At 41.5% G+C, this 19,193-nt stretch carries 25 protein-coding genes; 3 read left to right on the forward strand and 22 right to left on the reverse strand.

All coding sequences use genetic code 11. The annotated features are described in order from the left end of the window. Positions 1 to 15: 15 nt before the first annotated feature. The 20 genes from MFF31_RS19870 to MFF31_RS19965 all read right to left on the reverse strand — a co-directional run bounded on the left by MFF31_RS19870 (position 16) and on the right by MFF31_RS19965 (position 14,549). Entirely contained in the window at positions 16 to 312 is a 297-nt protein-coding gene (locus MFF31_RS19870; protein ID WP_238190306.1) for a 2Fe-2S iron-sulfur cluster-binding protein, read from the reverse strand. A gap of 50 nt (positions 313 to 362) precedes the next feature. Continuing rightward, positions 363 to 542, reverse strand: coding sequence for a DUF2768 family protein (locus MFF31_RS19875; RefSeq protein WP_238190308.1), 180 nt, complete (start codon positions 540 to 542; stop codon positions 363 to 365). A gap of 143 nt (positions 543 to 685) precedes the next feature. Further along, positions 686 to 961, reverse strand: coding sequence for a stage VI sporulation protein F (locus tag MFF31_RS19880; RefSeq protein ID WP_238190310.1), 276 nt, complete (start codon positions 959 to 961; stop codon positions 686 to 688). A gap of 75 nt (positions 962 to 1,036) precedes the next feature. After that, the gene (locus MFF31_RS19885) at positions 1,037 to 2,071 is read right to left on the reverse strand and encodes an NAD(P)H-dependent glycerol-3-phosphate dehydrogenase (protein WP_238190311.1); all 1,035 of its coding nucleotides are present in this window, start codon (positions 2,069 to 2,071) and stop codon (positions 1,037 to 1,039) included. Between the two features lie 6 nt (positions 2,072 to 2,077). Further along, positions 2,078 to 2,677, reverse strand: a complete 600-nt coding sequence (gene plsY / locus MFF31_RS19890) for a glycerol-3-phosphate 1-O-acyltransferase PlsY (protein WP_238190314.1) — start codon at positions 2,675 to 2,677, stop codon at positions 2,078 to 2,080. A 12-nt stretch (positions 2,678 to 2,689) separates the two neighbouring features. Further along, positions 2,690 to 4,012 (reverse strand): ribosome biogenesis GTPase Der, encoded by a 1,323-nt coding sequence (der, locus tag MFF31_RS19895; RefSeq protein WP_238190315.1) that lies wholly within the window; start codon positions 4,010 to 4,012, stop codon positions 2,690 to 2,692. 78 nt (positions 4,013 to 4,090) lie between these two features. After that, complete coding sequence (locus tag MFF31_RS19900) at positions 4,091 to 4,270, reverse strand: capping complex subunit for YIEGIA (RefSeq protein ID WP_238190317.1); 180 nt, start codon at positions 4,268 to 4,270, stop codon at positions 4,091 to 4,093. Then, positions 4,263 to 5,180, reverse strand: a complete 918-nt coding sequence (locus MFF31_RS19905; RefSeq protein ID WP_375541367.1) for a YIEGIA family protein — start codon at positions 5,178 to 5,180, stop codon at positions 4,263 to 4,265. Before MFF31_RS19905 ends, MFF31_RS19900 begins: the two co-directional genes overlap by 8 nt. Next, positions 5,180 to 5,824, reverse strand: a complete 645-nt coding sequence (locus MFF31_RS19910) for a YphA family membrane protein (RefSeq protein ID WP_238190319.1) — start codon at positions 5,822 to 5,824, stop codon at positions 5,180 to 5,182. Before MFF31_RS19910 ends, MFF31_RS19905 begins: the two co-directional genes overlap by 1 nt. A 91-nt stretch (positions 5,825 to 5,915) precedes the next feature. Further along, positions 5,916 to 7,160, reverse strand: a complete 1,245-nt coding sequence (rpsA, locus tag MFF31_RS19915) for a 30S ribosomal protein S1 (RefSeq protein ID WP_238190321.1) — start codon at positions 7,158 to 7,160, stop codon at positions 5,916 to 5,918. A 75-nt stretch (positions 7,161 to 7,235) separates the two neighbouring features. Continuing rightward, on the reverse strand, positions 7,236 to 7,814 hold the full coding sequence (locus MFF31_RS19920; protein WP_238190323.1) for a lysophospholipid acyltransferase family protein: 579 nt from the start codon (positions 7,812 to 7,814) through the stop codon (positions 7,236 to 7,238). 3 nt (positions 7,815 to 7,817) lie between these two features. Further along, positions 7,818 to 8,516 carry a (d)CMP kinase gene (cmk, locus tag MFF31_RS19925; RefSeq protein WP_238190325.1) on the reverse strand — a complete coding sequence of 233 codons (699 nt, stop codon included), beginning with the start codon at positions 8,514 to 8,516 and terminating at the stop codon, positions 7,818 to 7,820. A gap of 136 nt (positions 8,517 to 8,652) precedes the next feature. Beyond that, positions 8,653 to 8,850, reverse strand: a complete 198-nt coding sequence (locus MFF31_RS19930) for a hypothetical protein (protein ID WP_238190327.1) — start codon at positions 8,848 to 8,850, stop codon at positions 8,653 to 8,655. A gap of 60 nt (positions 8,851 to 8,910) precedes the next feature. Beyond that, positions 8,911 to 9,564, reverse strand: a complete 654-nt coding sequence (locus MFF31_RS19935; protein ID WP_238190329.1) for a flagellar brake protein — start codon at positions 9,562 to 9,564, stop codon at positions 8,911 to 8,913. A gap of 80 nt (positions 9,565 to 9,644) precedes the next feature. Then, positions 9,645 to 11,000, reverse strand: a complete 1,356-nt coding sequence (ypeB, locus tag MFF31_RS19940; protein ID WP_238190331.1) for a germination protein YpeB — start codon at positions 10,998 to 11,000, stop codon at positions 9,645 to 9,647. Between the two features lie 98 nt (positions 11,001 to 11,098). Continuing rightward, positions 11,099 to 11,260: a hypothetical protein gene (locus MFF31_RS19945; protein WP_238190333.1), complete on the reverse strand. Its 162-nt coding sequence runs from the start codon at positions 11,258 to 11,260 to the stop codon at positions 11,099 to 11,101. A gap of 45 nt (positions 11,261 to 11,305) precedes the next feature. Beyond that, complete coding sequence (prsW, locus tag MFF31_RS19950; protein ID WP_238190334.1) at positions 11,306 to 12,001, reverse strand: glutamic-type intramembrane protease PrsW; 696 nt, start codon at positions 11,999 to 12,001, stop codon at positions 11,306 to 11,308. A gap of 15 nt (positions 12,002 to 12,016) precedes the next feature. Next, positions 12,017 to 13,252: a Glu/Leu/Phe/Val family dehydrogenase gene (locus MFF31_RS19955; protein ID WP_282570541.1), complete on the reverse strand. Its 1,236-nt coding sequence runs from the start codon at positions 13,250 to 13,252 to the stop codon at positions 12,017 to 12,019. A 157-nt stretch (positions 13,253 to 13,409) separates the two neighbouring features. Then, positions 13,410 to 14,024 carry a genetic competence negative regulator gene (locus MFF31_RS19960; protein ID WP_238190338.1) on the reverse strand — a complete coding sequence of 205 codons (615 nt, stop codon included), beginning with the start codon at positions 14,022 to 14,024 and terminating at the stop codon, positions 13,410 to 13,412. 201 nt (positions 14,025 to 14,225) lie between these two features. After that, the gene (locus MFF31_RS19965; protein ID WP_238190340.1) at positions 14,226 to 14,549 is read right to left on the reverse strand and encodes a hypothetical protein; all 324 of its coding nucleotides are present in this window, start codon (positions 14,547 to 14,549) and stop codon (positions 14,226 to 14,228) included. A 166-nt stretch (positions 14,550 to 14,715) separates the two neighbouring features. Between MFF31_RS19965 and MFF31_RS19970 the strand changes: the two genes are divergently transcribed. Then, complete coding sequence (locus MFF31_RS19970) at positions 14,716 to 15,564, forward strand: polysaccharide deacetylase family protein (protein ID WP_238190342.1); 849 nt, start codon at positions 14,716 to 14,718, stop codon at positions 15,562 to 15,564. On the opposite strand, the gene MFF31_RS19975 is transcribed toward MFF31_RS19970, so the two are convergent. Both MFF31_RS19975 and MFF31_RS19980 read right to left on the reverse strand, forming a co-directional pair. Beyond that, entirely contained in the window at positions 15,554 to 15,787 is a 234-nt protein-coding gene (locus MFF31_RS19975) for a hypothetical protein (protein WP_238190345.1), read from the reverse strand. The genes MFF31_RS19970 and MFF31_RS19975 overlap by 11 nt on opposite strands. After that, positions 15,784 to 16,377: a type II CAAX endopeptidase family protein gene (locus MFF31_RS19980; RefSeq protein ID WP_238190347.1), complete on the reverse strand. Its 594-nt coding sequence runs from the start codon at positions 16,375 to 16,377 to the stop codon at positions 15,784 to 15,786. Before MFF31_RS19980 ends, MFF31_RS19975 begins: the two co-directional genes overlap by 4 nt. Positions 16,378 to 16,441: 64 nt before the next feature. On the opposite strand from MFF31_RS19980, the gene MFF31_RS19985 reads away from it, so the two are divergent. Further along, positions 16,442 to 17,365, forward strand: a complete 924-nt coding sequence (locus MFF31_RS19985) for a hypothetical protein (RefSeq protein ID WP_238190348.1) — start codon at positions 16,442 to 16,444, stop codon at positions 17,363 to 17,365. 226 nt (positions 17,366 to 17,591) lie between these two features. Beyond that, positions 17,592 to 19,184: a phosphoglycerate dehydrogenase gene (gene serA, locus MFF31_RS19990; RefSeq protein ID WP_238190349.1), complete on the forward strand. Its 1,593-nt coding sequence runs from the start codon at positions 17,592 to 17,594 to the stop codon at positions 19,182 to 19,184. Positions 19,185 to 19,193: the final 9 nt, after the last annotated feature.

Here is a 19,193-nt window from a genome sequence, read left to right on the forward strand (position 1 = left end):
CGGCACCCCTTTACGTTAGAAATAGGTTTTGTTAGCTGCAGATATGTTTCCTGCGTCCTCCTTGATAATGGCTTGGCAACCAAGACGGTACCCTTCCTCAAACTCCTCAGGCTCTAGACGATCCCATTCTTCGTCAGTAATGCCTTCCAGAAATTCGCCGCCTTCTGTTATAAGGCAACGACAACGAGCACAAGTTCCTCTAGCGCAAGAATAGCTCCAGTCAATATTATGCTTAATAGCATGATCCAGAATAGATAGTCCTGCTTCCGTTTCGACAATAGCTACTTTAGTTCTGCCTTTAAGCTCAATCATTGTTGTAGAAATCTCCTTTAACCATTTCATTTAGTATATGTAACTTTTCATTAAATGATGGAGAATACTCCGTAAATAAATCCGAAAATCAATAATACAAATGCAATAAAAGACAATACAAATTTTAAAATGCCTTTTGTTTTTAACCTAGCAAATGTGATCAAAAAGGCAGCTATCGCCATTAAGCCAATGCCAAGAAAAGAGACCCACATCTTCGTCATCGCGTCCATCGAAGTACCATTCTCCTAATCTATAACGTTATAAGTTCTCAACTATTATAGCACCAGCCAAAAAAAAGGACAAAAGCATAATAGCGAATTAGCGCCTTAAGACGCACTCCATGGGGAGCTTCGCATGCTTTTGTCGAAAAAAATTACTTTTTCATCATCATTTTAACTAAAGTCTCCATACTCGACGGGCTCATCCCGCTCGATTTAACAGCTTTAACAATATCATTGACGGTCGATTCCGGCACTTTTATTTTCGCCATATCTGATACCTGCTTAATTAACTTGCGAAGCTCAACTTCATTTTGCAGGGTTTTGGCATCAACGCCGCTCGCCAATTTCTTAACTGAGTTTTCAGTAATGTTTTTGCCTGTTTTTTTGTTAATTGCGCCAAGAACATCTTTAGGAATATCTTTTGACAAATCGTTCACCCTCCTCAACCTATGAGCTCAATGCATCATATGAAGAGGGCAAACGTTTGGTGTAGGCGCTTGACCTTATCCAATAATTTCGATTTCATGGGTTTTTAATCTGCCCATAAGATGTTCAACAGCCACTTTTGGTGTTTTTCCTTGAAACAATACTTCATAGAGCTGACTAGTAATAGGCATCTCGACATCGTATTGCTTTGCGAGCTCATAAGCTGCTCTCGTCGTACGAACACCTTCAACAACCATGCCCATCTTCTCCAAAACATTGTCAAGCGGTGTTCCATCTGCAAGCATATATCCTGCACGCCAGTTGCGGCTATGTTGACTTGTACATGTTACAACTAAGTCGCCAACGCCAGCTAAACCTGCAAAAGTAAGCGGATTGGCTCCCATCGCAGCACCTAAACGACCGATTTCCGCTAATCCGCGAGTAAGTAGCGCCGCTTTAGCATTGTCTCCAAATTGAAGCCCATCACTTAAACCTGCTCCTAGAGCGATAATATTTTTGATTGCTCCGGCAACTTCTGCCCCAACGACATCACCATTCGTATAAACTCGGAAAGCATTGTTCATAAGCGCATCTTGAGCTTTTTCTGCAGCTTCTTGTTGCTCCGAAGCTACAACAACTGTTGTTGGCAGCTTATTGATAACTTCTTCAGCATGGCTTGGACCCGACAATACTACGATTGACGATAACGGACGACTAAGCTCTTCAGATAGGACAATTGACATACGTTTAAGTGTATCAGCTTCAAATCCTTTTGTTGCATGTACAACAAGTGTTTCAGAAGCTAGGAATGGTGCCGCTTGTTTTGCGACTTGACGCATCGCACTTGAAGGAGCTACAAATAGCGCTAACTCTACATCGCTTAGAGCGTCCTCCATATTTGTCGTTGCAATTATAGATGGTGAAAGTTCACTACCTGGCAAAAACTTTTTATTCTGTCTGTTCGTATTGATATCTGCTGCTTGTTCTGCACTTCGAGTCCATAAGTTGACGATATAACCATTGCTGGCTAAAACAGACGCAAGAGCAGTTCCCCAGCTCCCTGCAACCAGCACAGCAGCACGGCGACCATGCAATGTATTATTTTCGCTCATGAGACGTTACGCTCCCTTCTTGGCACCTAGCTTGTTCTCCGTTCCTTGAATCAGCTTTACAATATTAGTCTTATGACGAATGAATGCGAAAGCACAAATGACTAATGCTCCACTAAGCAAGGGCAACGAATAATCAAACAAAATGATAAAAATTGGCGTAAACGCCGCAAACAATAATGATCCTAAAGACACATATCGAGTCAGTACAATACAACCAATTGCTACAATTCCGGCACATAATGCTGGAACTAATGCGAGTGATGCAAGAACGCCTACAGCGGTAGCAATCCCCTTGCCACCTTTAAAACGGAACCAGATCGGCCAATTATGTCCTATTATGACTGCAATTCCACATAATACGGGTATCCATTCATTGTTGCTAAGCACATGCCCTACATAGATTGCCGCAATACCTTTGGCAATATCCAATAGGAAAACTACTATTCCGGGCCCCTTGCCTAATATACGAAGAGTATTGGTAGCACCAGCATTGCCGCTTCCGTGCTGCCGGATATCTATTCCCTTCACCCATTTGGCAATGACAATGCTGAATGATATTGATCCGATCAAATAACAAAGAACAACCGCGATAATATCCCCTACCAAGCTTCTTCTCCCCTAGTCCTCGTCGGATTTGCGCCTTGTAAAGATTCTTAAAGGTGTACCTTCAAAATCAAACGCTGCGCGAATTTTGTTCTCCAGGTATCTTTCATATGAAAAATGCATTAGATCTGGATCGTTAACAAAACATACGATCGTAGGTGGCTTAGTAGCAACCTGTGTCACGTAATTAATGCGCAGACGTTTCCCTTTATCTGATGGCGGAGGATTAAATGCAACCGCATCCGATACAACATCATTAAGCAAATGAGTCTGAATACGTAATGCATGCTGCTCAGAAACATGGTTAATGACAGGCAGCAGCTTATGTAAGCGCTGTTTAGTCAATGCAGATAAATAAACGACTGGTGCATAAGTCATGAATAAGAAATGATCACGAATACTTTTCGTAAAGTGGCTCATCGTCTTTTCATCCTTGTCAACGACATCCCACTTGTTCACTGTGAAAATAGATGCTTTACCTGCTTCATGAGCATAACCAGCAATATGCTTGTCCTGCTCAATGATGCCTTCTTCGCCATTAATAAGCACGAGTACAACATCTGCACGTTCTATCGCTTTCATAGCACGCATTACACTATATTTTTCTGTTGACTCATATACTTTGCCGCGTTTTCTCATACCTGCTGTATCGATCAACACGTAACGCTGTCCGTCATGTTCAAACGGTGTATCAATAGCGTCGCGAGTCGTTCCAGCAACATTACTCACAATAACACGGTCTTCACCGAGTAAAGCATTCACAAGCGATGACTTACCGACATTTGGTCTACCGATAAGAGCAACACGAATAACATCTTCGTCATAGCCGTCATCTTCAAGTTCAGGCAATAGATTAGTTGCAGCATCAAGCAAATCGCCGATACCTAGTCCATGAGAACCTGAAATTGGAATTGGTTGTCCAAATCCGAGTCCATAGAACTCATAAACCTCATCCATACGATTCGCATTATCCACTTTGTTCACCGCAAGAACAACCGGTTTGCGTGAACGGAATAACATCTGTGCAACTTCATCATCTGCATGAGTTAATCCAGTTTTGGCATCCACCATAAACAAGATAACATCCGCTTCTTCAATTGCTAGTTCAGCCTGCATACGTACAGACTTCATAATTTCATCTTCACCATCAATTTCGATACCACCGGTATCAATGATGCTAAATGCTTTGCCGTTCCATTCCCCTACTCCGTATAAACGGTCACGGGTAACTCCCGGTTTATCCTCAACGATTGCCAGCCGATCACCGACTACACGATTAAATATGGTTGACTTACCCACATTCGGACGCCCGACGATGGCGATAACGGGTCTTGCCATAATTGGTTTTTCACTCCTTCAACAATTCTCACGTTACTCATCATAGCAAAAAAGATCGATCTTGGCTAACTTTTCATATTATCGATGGTCTACAAGAATAATTGTTCCATTCTTTAGGTCATGTGCACTCGCATCCAATATTTTCTCCAGAAGAAATGATGTTTCCTCTAGCTTAGTTTCATCCGGCACAAAAAAAATAGGAGCACCACCTGCTATTTGATCAGAGTGAAGCGATACGATTGCGACAATTTCAGCCATTAGTTTCTGCCTCCTTCTTGTTCACAGGTGCTTCAGTTGGCATACGAACAGCCGATTCCATTATTGGAGCTCGCAGAATGACATCTCTCCCTTTTGTTGAATCGCGCTCTTGTGGCAAAATAAATATAGCAAGCCTTCCATCCTTCATATCAAGCTTAGCCATAGGGATTAGCGCAGGTTCTCCATCATCTCGATATACACCGAGAATAGTTGCTAGATCATAAAGAATTGCTTGGCGTTGTCCCAAATTACATAAAGTAACTTTCGCATTAGGATTAATGGGAGTAAGGATGAAGCCAAGCCCTCTTTCTGCAATGATAGCTTGATTAGACTTTAATCCGACGTTCATAATGTAAATATCTGACACAAATAAGTCTGGTCCATCAATTCGAATATCCGATATCGTAACTTCAGCTATATGAGAGATTGATTTACCTGACTTTAATTTGTACACTATGACAAGTGAAAGAAGTCCAGCTGCAACGCCGAACCATAGATTTAGAAGGATAGCAAATAGGGTTGTAAGGAGAGCCGTCATAATGACCAAATAATTACGCCCCTCAAAAACCATCGCTATTCCTTCAATATATGTTGATCCTCGTCCAACTAGTTCCATGCTGTCGATTTTTGTCAATGTATCTCGTTCCATCTTCCGAACATCTCGAAATTGCTGAGCTGCAAGAGTTAGAAATGTAATAGCTGTATAGTCTTTGTTGAATAAAGCAGGGACCGCCACCGCACCCAGTGCAGCTGCTATTACACCAAGGGAAACATGAATGATGCTCCCATGGGGGTACGTAGGGTATTGCCTATAATCTGTCTTAAGCATTAATAAGCGTGATAAAATACCGAATCCAATCCCGAGTAAAACGCTCATCAAATGATGATTTTCTTTTATAAAAGCTACAATCAAGAAGAACGGCCCCCTTTCAGTTGCAGCCATGCTGCACTTAGCTTTAATTTACCCCTTCGTACTACTCGCTTCATCAAAGAAAAAGAAACTGCAATACAGAGTGCTACTAACAATCCATCCCACCAAGAAAGGGTTCCAATAGCGACATGGTACGTACCTTCCCGGAAAAAGGCCTCTAACCCTTCTCCTAGTGCAGCTCCCCATGTAAGGATCGCAAGTTGATGCTTTATTTCCGTTGTGAAGATGCCGCATATGAGTCCTCCAATGAGCGAAGCATTCCAACTTGACTCAAACCAATGAAACATCGTTTCAATCGAATATAGACTTTTAATACTGCCCATAATCATCGCAAGCATCAATATACATAACAGTAAGTAGCCGCGAACGCCGCTCTCTTTCGACCGCCAGACAATAATTGCGCTTATTGACAATAGAAGACATGCAGCGCCATGAATCTTCAAATTAAGCACATCCTTGAATGGTGCCCACCATAAGGGGAATAGGAGGCTGCACGCCATTATAGCTGTAACCGAAAAAAAGAGATCCGTTCGGATATCGGCGGCAAATACCGACTTCCATCCCGTTGCAAATAGAATATACACATTCAACATCAGTAACACGGTCAAGTAGCCGGGAATCATCGCAAATCTCCTCTCGTATCCCTATTATGCGCCAACAAAAAAAGGCTATTCCTGTGATGATTCACAGGAATAGCCTTTGGACGAAATGATACTATTTCAACTTGCTTAGTTTGTCACCAAAACGCTCAGCTAGCGAGTAGCTCATGCTAGCGCTGTTCAAGCTTACGTTAGGGTTGTTGATTTCTTCCATCTTAGGAGCGCGTGGCGCACGAGGTGCACGGTCCGTTCTTGCTTTAGGTTCCGCTTGCTCTGGAGCCTCTTCTGTTTCTTTGATGCTTAGGCTAACGCGCTTTTCAGCAGCATTGAATTCAAGAACTTTCGCTTGAACTTCTTGACCTTCTTGCAATACTTCATTTGGAGTTTCGATATGACGATGTGCGATTTGTGAAATATGCACAAGACCTTCAACGCCAGGAGCGATTTCAACAAATGCGCCAAATTTCACAAGACGACGTACTGTACCTGTAACGATATCGCCTGCGTTAAATTGGCTTGTAGCAGAATCCCAAGGACCTGGTTGTGCTGCTTTGATACTTAGGCTGATTTTGCCAGCTGCAGCATCAACTTTAAGTACTTTTACACGAACCGCTTGACCTTCAGATACAACATCTTTTGGATGAGCAACATGCTGCCATGAAAGCTCAGACACGTGTACCAATCCGTCAATGCCACCGATATCAACAAAAGCGCCGAATGGCGTCAAACGTTGTACAGTACCATCAAGCTCTTGACCAGCTACTAGGTTAGACATAACCTGTTGCTTGCTTTGCTCGAATTCAGCATCCAATACTTCTTTTTGAGAAAGGATAACTTTTTGTTTTTCTACGTCGATTTCTTTCACTTTAACGCGTAGAGTACGACCTTTGTATCCGCTGAAATCTTCAACGAAATGACGCTCAACCATGGAAGCAGGAATAAATCCGCGTACGCCCACGTCAGCTACAAGTCCGCCTTTTACAACATCTGCTACGACAACTTCAAACACATCGCCGTTTTCAAAACGTTGTTGAAGCTCATCCCAAGCTTTTGCGCCGTCAACTTGTTTTTTGGAAAGTACAAGACTTTCTTTGCTGTCGTTGATGCTAACTACTTTAAGCTCAACCTCTTGACCGATTTCAACTGCAGCAGCAGCGTTTTCCAATTGAACCGAAGACAGTTCATTAAGTGGAATGACACCGTCATATTTATATCCAAGGCTTACGTAAGCTTGGTTATCTTCGATTTTGACGATTGTACCCTTTACAGAGTCGCCTTTTTTCAAAGACACGAAATTATCCATTGCATCTTGGCTTACTTCCTCTGCAACAGTCTCTTGCACATTGATCTCTTCTGACATTGAAATAACCTCCTCAGTTCATACCCCAACTTTATTTAAACCCGCTTGGCAAAGCCAATCCGGTATTTAAAACAATTAATTGCCATGTCGTGCCGCAAGTTCGCGAATTCGAATCATGGTAACTTCTGTAACTTGCTCTAGCATTTCCGATGATGATTCTTCGATAATTGCTGTAAGATCAATAGGTTCACCGTAAATAACGAGCGTTTTTTTGAATGGTTTATAATTCCCTACAATTGCAACGGGAACGATGACCGCACCGCTTCGGATCGCGATCATAGCTGCGCCTTTTTTGGCAGCTCCAGCATTGCTGCGTGACCCCTCAGGGAAAATGCCCATGACCTCGCCTGATTTCAATAGCGTAATAGCAGATTTGATGGCATCTTTGCTCACTCCACCCCTTTTTACAGGGAATGCTCCGACTGCGCGTATACCTGCCCCAAACACTGGAATCTTAAATAATTCTTCCTTCGCCATAAAATATACTTTGCGAGGAACCTTTACACCAATTGTCGGCGGATCAAAATTGCTAATGTGGTTCGAAGCTAATATAACTGGTCCCTCTGCAGGAATATGGTGCAGCCCTCTTGCTTCAAGCCGAAATACTAAAGTGTAGATGGTGTTCAATAGAAATCGGAATATGCGGTATAACATAGTTTACTTCGCCTCCGCCAATTTGGTTCGGCTTAATTTCACAATTGTCTCAACAACTTCGAGAATTGTCATGCCGCTACTGTCCAATTCTATGGCATCCAAGGCTCTAATAAGTGGAGAAATGTCTCTTTGCTCGTCCAATTGGTCTCTTTCAGCAATTTCTGCTTCAAGCTGTTTAAGCGAGATAATGTTATCGTCAGATAACTCCTTATATCTTCTTAGCGCGCGCTCCTCAACCGATGCCGTTAAAAAAACTTTAACTTCTGCGTCTGGAAGCACATGCGTTCCGATATCCCTACCATCCATGACAACACCTTTACGGATTGCAAATTCTCTTTGCATTGTGCTTAGAACTTGACGTACAATTCCGCTCGCAGCAAAATAAGAAACTTGCCTTGTCACATCACGGGAGCGAATGAGGGCTGTAACATCCTCATCATTAACGAATATGGATTGTCCACTTTCGCCTGGCGCAAGCCTAATCTGGAGTGACTCCAGCATTTCGGCTAAGTTATCGTCTTGCTCAGCTGTAATGGATAAGCGCTGAGCGCTTAATGTTACAGCTCTGTACATCGCACCTGTATCGATGTACACATAACCCAATTGTCCGGCGACCATTCTCGCAACCGTGCTTTTGCCAGCGCCTGCAGGCCCGTCAATTGCAATGTTAATTCGGTCACTGTCACCATCTTGTTGCGCCACGTATGGTCATCCCCCTTTAAATCGAGACGGCCTCTTTCTCTTTGAATTGTAGTGTAGAAGTTCAAAGAAAAAGCAGGCATTGCCTGCGAACGTGAAAATTATACCACAGAATGCCCTGAGATGCAAAAGAGAAGCGCTAGTTCAAGCGGGTTCCTTCCCACCGATCTGCGCTCGTTAGCCAATTTCTAATCGTATCATTTTGGACTGCGATTTGTGTAAGAAAGGCTAGTAGTAAAAGGACAATGACTGCTTTTCGCAATAGTCCCGTTACTATATCGGACAATTTCAGCAGCTCTTTGCGACTTCTTTTTTTATGTAGTAGTTGTCGAAGCAATAGGAATGCACCCTCCCAACATGTGGATAGCATTCCGCTTATTTCATAAATTATTCAATACTAGCGATTTCTATATTCCAATTGCTTTTCAAAACAGAATCTAATAATTTTTTGTCTTTCGGAATCGCTAATGCTAATAAATTTAGTCATGACTTCCTTACGTCCCGATTCAAGGACACTTACTCTAACAATCTCTGAATCAAAAGACACATGCTCAACTGTCCCATTTTTGAACGGTAGAAGCAGCCAACATTCCAATACTTGTTCGCTTTGTAGCGGCCACTTACTGTCACTAACAAAGGAAATACCGCCACCGCCGATATCATCTGTATAACAGAGGAATCGTACATGACCCGACATTTTTACTGCTAATTCCAATTCTGCTGGAACTCGCAAAAAGCTTCTACGCTGAACTTTTGTCATCCGTTCTGGATCTGGTTTCATAATTTTCACTAAACGAATGCCATCTTCTTTAAATCCAATCACATGGGAATCAAAGTAATGTTTAACCCCTTCATCCGACAGAAAAAATACGGACAATTCATCACCTAAGTATAAGCGCTTTGTACGTCCTGTCTGAACATTAAGAGGGTATTCGATATGTAGAGATCCACCTTCTTCATCGGCAATACGTGAACGATATTCAATTGCCGCATCTGCTTCGTCAGAAGAAGCGATTTGATAATAAAGCATTTGATTAACTTTAGGCAACAAAATGGCTCCCCTCCCATATATCAGACATTATAGCATGTCGATTGGAGGGGAGCTATATCGATATTAGTCGGAAATTCCCTTTATTTTTTTGATACATCCTTGTCTTGTTTGGTCATCACTTCAATCGTTTCCTCTATACCCGTATCCCCATTAATATAGATGCGGTAGATCGCACCATTGATTTGACCCGTATATTCATAACATAATGTTTCTTCGCCAAGCTCGTTAATTATTAACGCCTGTTCTTCATTTGTTACATTCATTGCTGGATTGATCGCTTTTTTTGCTTCCTCTTTCGATAGTGTTGGTTGCTTCAGCTCACGTTTATGATGTTCATAAACAAAATCATTAGCTTGCAGACCTACTGCCTCACCATTATCTAAAGCGATTTTAACAGTCAGTTTTTCTGGATAAATTAACACATCATTTTGTGTTCCTACGAATGTGAATGAAGCTGAGTTGTTGTAATGGTCATAGCTGATCGCACGCATATCTTTGAAACCATGTTCTACAAGAAATGCATCTGCCGATGCTTTCGCTTGCGCATAGTCAATTTTCGGACTACCCAGCTCGCGCGACTTCATATACCAAATTAACTGACCGCCTTTTTGCGTAAAATCCATTTGCACCTTTTGATTTGGATCTTTTTCGTTCACAAGTGCGGAATACGAAGCGTATTCCGTTCCTTTTGCATTTTCAGCCACTCTAACCTGTGATTGATCAACCTTCAAAAACTCTGCTGCTTTCTTTTGAATGTGCTCAGTCGTAACCATCTCTCCACCTAGCATTTTGATCGTACGCTTTGCGTACATACTGCTCACAGATGGACCCCAATTAAGTTCAGGATATGATCCAACCTTCTTATCAACAGATCTCAAACCATCAGCAACTGCGTTGCTGCCCGCTTCTTTGTCTGATGCAATTGCTAATTCAACATCCATCCAGCGTAGTCGATTGGACAATACATCCTTTTGCATGTTGTGCAAATCTTTAGCGATTTCATCTGATTTCGTATATAGCGTCTGCAACGTGTTGAATTCATCCTTTGACAATGGTTGCTTCGTCAAATCACGAACAGCCGTTTTATATGCAAAATTAGAAATGTGGGATAGGAAATCTTCCGCCTCTGTAAACGGTAAATAACTTAAAGGCAGCTGACTTATTTCATTTTGTGCTTGACTAGTTAATCGCCAAACATTAACTAACCCCTTACGATGATATCCTCCTGAAGTAGAATTGACCGCAAGCGTATTTCCAAGTTGCTCATGAACCTTTTCTATATGCAGGGTCAAATCATGAAAAGCACGCTGGTATTGATTTTCCGCTTTAATCAAAATAGAATTTTTCTCTTGATGCTCTTGGTATCCCCAATAAATTGCGCCAATAAGAAGAATGGTCACAAGTGGAAACATAACTGAGCTAAGTCTACGATACATACAAAAAGCTCCTTTCTAATGCCAAACCTGGTGTTAGTTTGGATTTCAGAGAGGAGCTTTATACATAATTGCATTCTTTTGTGAAAGAAGGAGCATTTTTAAAAACCAGCATGCTCCTCAATATCTAGATCGTTGCTATTATTGCATATGCATTGCCTAAAACCAGTGTCGATATAATCTTTTTCACGTCTTCCTCGTAAAACAAATTTTTCGCCGCAGACGTTGCAGCGAATCGTCACTTTAATTCGAGCCGCTTCCATCTTTACCTCCCAATAGTCTTTATATGGTCAGTATAGACGGAACAGCTATAGTTTAATCTCACCTTTGCGGCCAATAAAACGGAATGGCGATCTTGCGTTCGCCAAAGTCATTTTACGAAGTCCCCAGATCCATAAGATAATCATAAACGGTACGATAAACCACATCCAATGATGTTTTGCCATCAAAATAATCCAATCGTATAAGCCATGAAGAACAAAAGGCAATATGAATGAGATAATGATGTAGATGTTAATTCCGCTTTTCTTCTTAAACTTAGCTCTACCTAAATAATATCCCATCATAATACCAAACAATGCATGAGCAGAAACTGGCAATAAAGCTCTAGCAAACAATGTTCCGATGGAAGATGGCATATAGATCGCATAAAGTACATTTTCCATCGTTGCAAATCCTAATGAGATGGATGCAGCATAAACAATTCCATCATATGGCTCGTCGAATTCCATATGGTTATAGATAACATGATACAACACGAACCACTTCAGAAATTCCTCTACCCCTGCAGACATAACAAAGGCCGAAACAAATGGATCATCTCCAAGCCACAATTTCAATCCGTGCTGTAGAACCATAATCGGTACAACTACTAATATTCCAAGGATAAATAACCTGAGCACCATATGAAATGGCTCTGAGTCATAACGATCCCTTAAATATAAATAAGTTAGCAATGAAACCCCTGGTGCCACTGCTGCCGTTAATATGGAAAATACAAGCATTTTCCCCCTGCTTTCTTACACCCACCCGCGGTATCTGACTGCCTCCGCCATCTTTCGCACTCCTGACATATAAGCAGCTAGTCGCATATCAACTTTGCGGGTTAGATGAATTTCATATACGTTTTCGAAGCCTCGAATCATCATCACACGAAGCTTATCGTCAATTTCTTGTTCACCCCAATAATAACCTTGGTTATTTTGTACCCATTCAAAATAAGAAACAATTACACCACCAGCACTTGCAAGAACGTCAGGAATAAGCAAAATCCCCCGCTCCGTAATGATTTTTGTAGCTTCAAGTGTAGTTGGTCCATTAGCTGCTTCTACAATGATGGATGCTTGAATTCGAGGAGCATTTTCCTCTGTAATTTGATTCTCAATTGCCGCTGGCACTAGAACATCGCAATCTAGCTCAAGTAATTCTTCATTCGAGATCGTTTTAGGATATAAATTCGTTACATTTCCAAACGAATCGCGACGATCAAGCAAATGCGGAATGTCGAGTCCATCCTTATTATACAATGCTCCGTTCACATCGGAAATGCCTATTACACGAGCTCCTGCCTCATACATAAATTTGGCAAGGAAACTGCCCGCATTTCCAAATCCTTGAATGACGATTCGAGCACCTTCGATAGGTATATTTTTCAATTTAAGCGCTTCATGAATCATAATAACTACACCGCGGGCAGTTGCTGTCTCTCTACCTTTGGAACCGCCGAGTACAATCGGCTTCCCTGTAATAAATCCAGGAGAATCGAACTCGCGAATATGACTGTATTCATCCATCATCCAGGCCATAATTTGTGAGTTTGTCATCACATCTGGTGCAGGAATATCTTTTGTTGGTCCTACGATTTGACTGACTGCTCGTACATATCCACGGCTAAGTCGCTCTAGCTCTCTAAATGACATCTTGCGCGGATCGCATATAACGCCACCTTTACCTCCACCATAAGGGAGATCAGCGATTCCACATTTGAGACTCATCCAAATGGAAAGTGCTTTAACTTCTTTTTCCGTTACAGCTGGGTGGAATCGTACGCCTCCCTTAGTTGGGCCAACAGAATCATTATGTTGAGAACGATAACCTGTGAATACTACTGTCGAGCCGTCATCCATGCGCACAGGAATGCGGACAGTTAGCAGCCTCATAGGCTCCTTCAATAGATCAATCATATCCTGTCCATAACCTAATCTCTTAAGTGCTTGTTCAATTACTACCTGCGTTGACTCCAACACATCGCTCATTTGTCCACCCATCCTGTTCTGCGTCGTTTTCTACAACTAATATGAACTCCATACGGACATCATATTCTATTTTCGAGTCTATAGGAAATATAAAAATAAAGAACATCTCGCAGAAGTGAATTTCTGCTGATGCCCTTTAACGTGGTGCTAGATTAAGTCAATAAAGAAAATGATTGCAGATTTCCTTAACCGCATTTCCTGGCATTATGACTTTTCCATACTCTTCTAGCATTGCATGTGTAACTGAAGTCGCTTCCCCATACTCAGCAAGTAATGCGATTACTGCATGATACCTTGTAGGTTCCACTCCTGTAGGTTCAAAAACTAAAATCCACTTGCCGTTGTAGGAATATAATCTCCCACCCTCGGTAAGTTGTGATGCTTTGAGCTGCTTGGCTACGGATATGACGTCTTCGAAGTCACGGAAAGCGAACATAACGACGTCGCTTTGTTCCATCGTTACTTCCATATCATATATGTCATCTTCCATTTCATCATCGTCTGTTGAACGATCGCCGGCTGCGTTATTCGTTTTGCCACGGGTTACATTAATAACCATCCCTTGAGCAGGCATAGCAAGCACTTCAACCGCAAGCGGTCCGCTCGCGTCAAAACCAAGCTCATTATAGGCTTGATCCATCATCTCTAAAAATAGTTCATGAAGTTTGGGCGGTTCACGCCACATATCTTCCTTTTGGATCCCACGTTCCGACAAGTCGTCGAACGTCAGGAATATCCGTATTCTATCCTGACTAAGTCGTTCGATTTTCATGACAGGATCCTCCTTTGCAGCATCTGTCTTAATAGAATATGAATCTATTGCTCGTATGTGAATAAAATGGTCTCATCCACTATGTAATTACTTTATCATGTCTGCAACTTGAATGCACTATTATTACACGAAAAAAGAATCGATTTAGCAGCCACTCAAACGTGGACCTACTAAACCGACTCCATTTCGTTACCTATTAACTCAATGAGCTAACGAAGACGATTCCGCTTTGATCTTATCTACTTCCTGCTTCAGTGCAGGGTCACTTTGAAGCAATAATTCAATTTGTTCCCAAGCGACTGCGGATTTTTTTGCGGTATCGTCTGTAGACTTTGGGACGACCGTCGTAACTTCATCCTTCCAATCAGAACGCATCATCTTTGTCACCGATTTGTTAACTAAATTAGAGCATAAATCTGTCATTGCGCTGGAAGCGAAAGCGAAAACACCTGGTCGCTTCTTGGAAATATATATTGTAGCTGCAGCGCCAATCAATCCGCCAAACAAAAGACCGCTTAACTTCATAGAGCTGGACACCTCTCTCTTACTTCAATTTCATGACTTAGTGTGGCTCCTTGAACAAAAAATCATTCGATATAAATTAAGGAAAGCCAGCTAATCAAGAACAGATCAGGATATGATACAATATGAACGGCTCAATTTAAACCCAAATAATTAATGGAGGGTAAAGATGCAAAAACTTAAAATATCCACGCTGATTGTTTTACTGGCTGTGCAATTAACAGGCTGCAGCAGCACAACAACAGATTGGCCTCTAAATGGCGAAAGTAAAGCGGCTACTACTCAAACATTAAACCCAACAAACAAGCAGGTGATGGCTATAGAGACATCCTTACAACCATCACCAACGCCAAAAGCAACAACTAAAGTTGATCCCACCACAGAACCTCTCTATAAAATGAATAAAGTATTTCGGTTCGAGCCAATTGCGGAATCAACAACAAAAAAAGCCGTTCTTTTAACATTTGACGACGGTCCTAATGATGAGAAAACACTAACAAGCATTCTGGATACACTAGATAAGTATCAGGCTAAAGCCATTTTTTTCGTAAATGGCTACCAAGTGAAACAACATCCTGAGCTGTTGAAATTAATTCATGAACGTGAGCAAACAATTGGCAATCACTCTTATGACCATATTAGTTTGCGCAAAGAAAATAAAGATGTTGTTGAGAAGCAATTGGCAAGCGTTCAAACTGAAGTGAAACAGTTAACTGGGCAAAAACCGAGGTTTTTCCGTCCTCCTTACGGTGAAGGCAGTAATGTCGTTAAAGAAATAGCGAAAAACCACGGCATGTTATACATGACGTGGTCTAATGGATCACTCGATTGGGATAAATCAGCCAAAAACAAACCAGATATCGTAATTAAAAATGTAATGGAACAATTGCATCCGGGTGCAAACATTCTTATGCATGAATTGAAATGGACTGCGGAAGCTCTAGATCCGTTGTTATCAAAAATTGAAGAAGAGGGCTATTCATTCATTAATCCCGAGACAATTGAAGTTAAGTACTGAACTTTTTGCCATACCAAAATAGAAAAGCGACTAGACATACAAATAAAATAAACAATACGTTGTAATACCATTTATTTACTTTGTTAACACTTGAAGGATGTTTTTTGTGTCTAGGCGGAAGCTCAATCATCTCATCGGATTCGTTCGGCGGTTGCAAAAGCTCATCCGCCTTTTCATGTTGTTGTGTTCTTGATGAACGATTATGCTTTAATTTCCTGCTCATGACTCCCTCCTATAGCGAATGATGAGACCCATAATGAGGTCAATTACAAAATGAGCAATGATTGGAGCCCAGATCGTACCGCTTTGGATGTATATCCACCCAAGCCCGTAACTGATCGAAAATACAAGACCAGTCGGAATCCAGTGCTTCAAATAACGAACATGGATTGCAGCAAAAATGATGCTGGTCCAATATGGTCCAACTGCATGTTGGATCGCACCGCGGAACAATAATTCTTCACAGACGGCAACAACAAACGAAATGACGACAATGTGCCATATAGGGCGATTGCCAAATATTCGGTCATTCACACCGCCGTCATCTGCTGCATCTTCAGGTACCCACCTGGAAATAAGCAGATCAATAACGATAACTGCCGCTGCTAATCCAAGACCCCACCATATAAATAATATCGACGAAGGGATAGAAAAAAGTTCGATAAAATTTTGACGCTGAAATAAAATCCATATGATACCGATAATAAGAGTAAGTCCTTGTGTAGCGTATAAGTTTATAAGAAGCATGCGGTCGTCAATTTCATTAATATTAACCTTTCGCACCTTTATATTACGTATATCAAATTTTTTCATAGTTACCCGCCTGTCTGTAATAATTGTCGTATACTCATATTTTTATACATAGAAGGAGATTATCATGGAAAAACGATTAACGACCTCAGCAATGTTATTTAGTGTAGGCTTTGTATTTATGCTCGTCTGCGCAGTTGGAGCCTTTTTCTACGGCGTCAAGATTGGCTCAGAAAAGATGGAATTGAAGTACAACGCCGCTGCCAAGCAAGATGGAGAAGCTTCTAAACACGCAAATAGTCCATATCAACAACAGGATTTAGTATCTTTCTATCTTACTGTATATTCGCCTTATCGTGAATTTCAAAACGAATGGTTTGCAGCTATGACCAAACTTTCAAAAGGACAAGCGGTCGATATTTCATCTACCTTTAAAGAATTAGCTAAGCTCGCTGATAAGAAGTCGAAAGACGCAAGCTCATTTGATATGCAGAAGTCACCGTTGTTAGGTGAAGCTCAAGTTGGATATATTCGTAGTTTAAAAAAGTTTAAGGAAGCCGCAGCAAAAGCAGCGGGCACTAGCTCCAAGGTGAATGTAATTGAACTTTATAAATCCATTTTGAATGAAAAAAATTATACACTAGCTGCTGAGGAATCATTAAACGCTCAACGTGCTTACTTCCATGCCATTCAGAAATGGACAGCAACTATTGATCCTGATATTCCAAGTGAATATAAAGCATCGGCTGGGCTAAGTACGACACAATGGAAGCAACTGCCGATAGCAATAAAAAACACGATAATTGTCGATTATTTGGTTACACGCAAGGAACTAAACACTTACTATCCACATGATATGACAAGTCGTATAGACGAATTTATCGAATCTGGGCAAGCTGCCAAAATGAAGTTGACGACATTAACCGGCATAATTGACCTTCTCATGAATACAGAAGCTGTCGATTTGGGAGACTTCTCGTTGAATAAAGGACGCTTCTATCAATCGGAAGTTTTGCCTCAACTCCCTTTCTTCTATCCAGAGACTAATTAACGGTATTTCCTCGATTACGTTGCTTGAATCATAACGAAATTTTCACAAATGATCAAGTTTCAGCATTGCATTATAGTGCTGTAATGCTATAAAATAATAAAGTCCAACTCGTTCGTAGACTGAACTCTTTACCCGGGCGCTGCACAGCGATGCGGGTTTAGAGTTTTTCTTTTCATATTCTTGCGAAGCAATCATTGCATCGCCAATTCTAGGAGGCATGTTCCACATGTACAAAGTGCTCGTATCTGATCCAATTAGTGATTTGGGTATCCAACAGCTTGTCGAAGCAACAGATGTAATCGTCGACAAAAATCCTGGTCTTAGTGAAGACGAATTAGTAGCCATCATTGGTGAATATGACGCTCTTCTTGTCAGAAGTCAGACGCGCGTAACTGCAAGAGTGATGGAAGCCGGCAAGAAATTAAAAGTCGTTGGACGAGCTGGTGTAGGTGTTGACAATATTGATTTAGAAGCCGCAACTAGTCGCGGCATTATTGTCATTAATGCGCCGGACGGTAACACAATTACAACATGTGAGCATACTTTTGCAATGATGATGGCAGTTGCTCGTCACATTCCTCAAGCCTACATGAAAACGGTTAGTGGCACTTGGGATCGCAAATCTTTCCTTGGTGTTGAATTAAGAAACAAAACGTTAGGCGTTCTAGGTATGGGCCGAATCGGTAGCGAAGTTGCAAAGCGAGCTAAAGCATTTGGTATGAATATTTTGGGATATGATCCGTTTATGACTGAGGAACGCGCAGAAAAGCAAGGTATCAAGCTTGCAACTGTTGACGAAATTGTTCGTCAAGCGGACTTTATGACTGTTCATACACCACTTACTCCTGAAACCCGTCATATGATCGGTAAAGCTCAATTCGGTGTTATGAAGCCTGGTATGCGTATTGTTAACTGTGCGCGCGGTGGTATCATTGATGAATTGGCGTTAGTTGAAGCTATCGATGAAGGAATCGTTGCTGGTGCAGCCTTTGACGTATTCGAAGTTGAGCCTCCAGCAGAAGATCATCCGTTCCTGAAACATCCAAAAATAATCGTAACACCACATCTTGGTGCGTCTACAGTTGAAGCACAAGAAAATGTAGCTATCGACGTATCCGAGCAAGTTCTTCATATATTACGTGATGAGCCGTTCACTAATGCTGTGAATATGCCTCCAATCCCTGCAAATCTACAAAGCAAGCTGCAACCTTACTTTGCGCTTGGAGAAAAGCTTGGAAGTTTTATCGCACAATCAACAGAAGGAGCTGTAACTGAAATTTCTGTCAGCTATTCTGGGGAACTCGCTGAAGTCGATACACAACCACTTACTCGTTATATTGTACGCGGTGTTCTTGCACATCATCTGGGCAGTGATCAAGTTAATATCGTCAATTCCTTGCATCTTGCTAAGCTTCGCGAAGTTAACATTGTGGTACAGAAATCTCATGCAGCAAAAGACTTTACAAACTTAGTTACTGTTGCTCTACGTACAAAGAAAGAAGAGCATGTTGTAGCTGGTACTTTGCTAACAGGATATGGTCCGCGCATTGTACAAATAGATAAGTTCCCTGTAGATGTTACACCTGAGGGCAACCTCATTCTAATCTCACATAATGATAAGCCCGGTATTATCGGCAGAGTTGGTACTTTGTTAGGCAACAATGATGTCAACATTGCAACGATGCAAGTTGGACGTCAGCTTGTAGGTGGATCTGCTATCATGGTACTTCGTGTAGACAAAGGTACACCTAAAGAAATTTTGCAACAACTAACAAGCATGTCTGAGTTAAACACGGCTAAAGAAATCATTCTTCCATAATAATATGTT

It is taken from the genome of Paenibacillus sp. L3-i20 (assembly GCF_022180385.2).
Taxonomy (GTDB): Bacteria; Bacillota; Bacilli; order Paenibacillales; family Paenibacillaceae; genus Pristimantibacillus.

Coding starts and splice junctions, on each gene's coding strand:
- MFF31_RS19870 (WP_238190306.1), bottom strand. CDS start 312: ATGATTGAGCTTAAAGGCAGAACTAAAGTAGCTATTGTCGAAACGGAA.
- MFF31_RS19875 (WP_238190308.1), bottom strand. CDS start 542: ATGGACGCGATGACGAAGATGTGGGTCTCTTTTCTTGGCATTGGCTTA.
- MFF31_RS19885 (WP_238190311.1), bottom strand. CDS start 2,071: ATGAGCGAAAATAATACATTGCATGGTCGCCGTGCTGCTGTGCTGGTT.
- der (WP_238190315.1), bottom strand. CDS start 4,012: ATGGCAAGACCCGTTATCGCCATCGTCGGGCGTCCGAATGTGGGTAAG.
- MFF31_RS19900 (WP_238190317.1), bottom strand. CDS start 4,270: ATGGCTGAAATTGTCGCAATCGTATCGCTTCACTCTGATCAAATAGCA.
- MFF31_RS19910 (WP_238190319.1), bottom strand. CDS start 5,824: ATGATTCCCGGCTACTTGACCGTGTTACTGATGTTGAATGTGTATATT.
- rpsA (WP_238190321.1), bottom strand. CDS start 7,160: ATGTCAGAAGAGATCAATGTGCAAGAGACTGTTGCAGAGGAAGTAAGC.
- MFF31_RS19920 (WP_238190323.1), bottom strand. CDS start 7,814: ATGTTATACCGCATATTCCGATTTCTATTGAACACCATCTACACTTTA.
- ypeB (WP_238190331.1), bottom strand. CDS start 11,000: ATGTATCGTAGACTTAGCTCAGTTATGTTTCCACTTGTGACCATTCTT.
- MFF31_RS19945 (WP_238190333.1), bottom strand. CDS start 11,260: ATGGAAGCGGCTCGAATTAAAGTGACGATTCGCTGCAACGTCTGCGGC.
- prsW (WP_238190334.1), bottom strand. CDS start 12,001: ATGCTTGTATTTTCCATATTAACGGCAGCAGTGGCACCAGGGGTTTCA.
- MFF31_RS19955 (WP_282570541.1), bottom strand. CDS start 13,252: ATGAGCGATGTGTTGGAGTCAACGCAGGTAGTAATTGAACAAGCACTT.
- MFF31_RS19960 (WP_238190338.1), bottom strand. CDS start 14,024: ATGAAAATCGAACGACTTAGTCAGGATAGAATACGGATATTCCTGACG.
- MFF31_RS19965 (WP_238190340.1), bottom strand. CDS start 14,549: ATGAAGTTAAGCGGTCTTTTGTTTGGCGGATTGATTGGCGCTGCAGCT.
- MFF31_RS19970 (WP_238190342.1), top strand. CDS start 14,716: ATGCAAAAACTTAAAATATCCACGCTGATTGTTTTACTGGCTGTGCAA.
- MFF31_RS19975 (WP_238190345.1), bottom strand. CDS start 15,787: ATGAGCAGGAAATTAAAGCATAATCGTTCATCAAGAACACAACAACAT.
- MFF31_RS19980 (WP_238190347.1), bottom strand. CDS start 16,377: ATGAAAAAATTTGATATACGTAATATAAAGGTGCGAAAGGTTAATATT.
- MFF31_RS19985 (WP_238190348.1), top strand. CDS start 16,442: ATGGAAAAACGATTAACGACCTCAGCAATGTTATTTAGTGTAGGCTTT.
- serA (WP_238190349.1), top strand. CDS start 17,592: ATGTACAAAGTGCTCGTATCTGATCCAATTAGTGATTTGGGTATCCAA.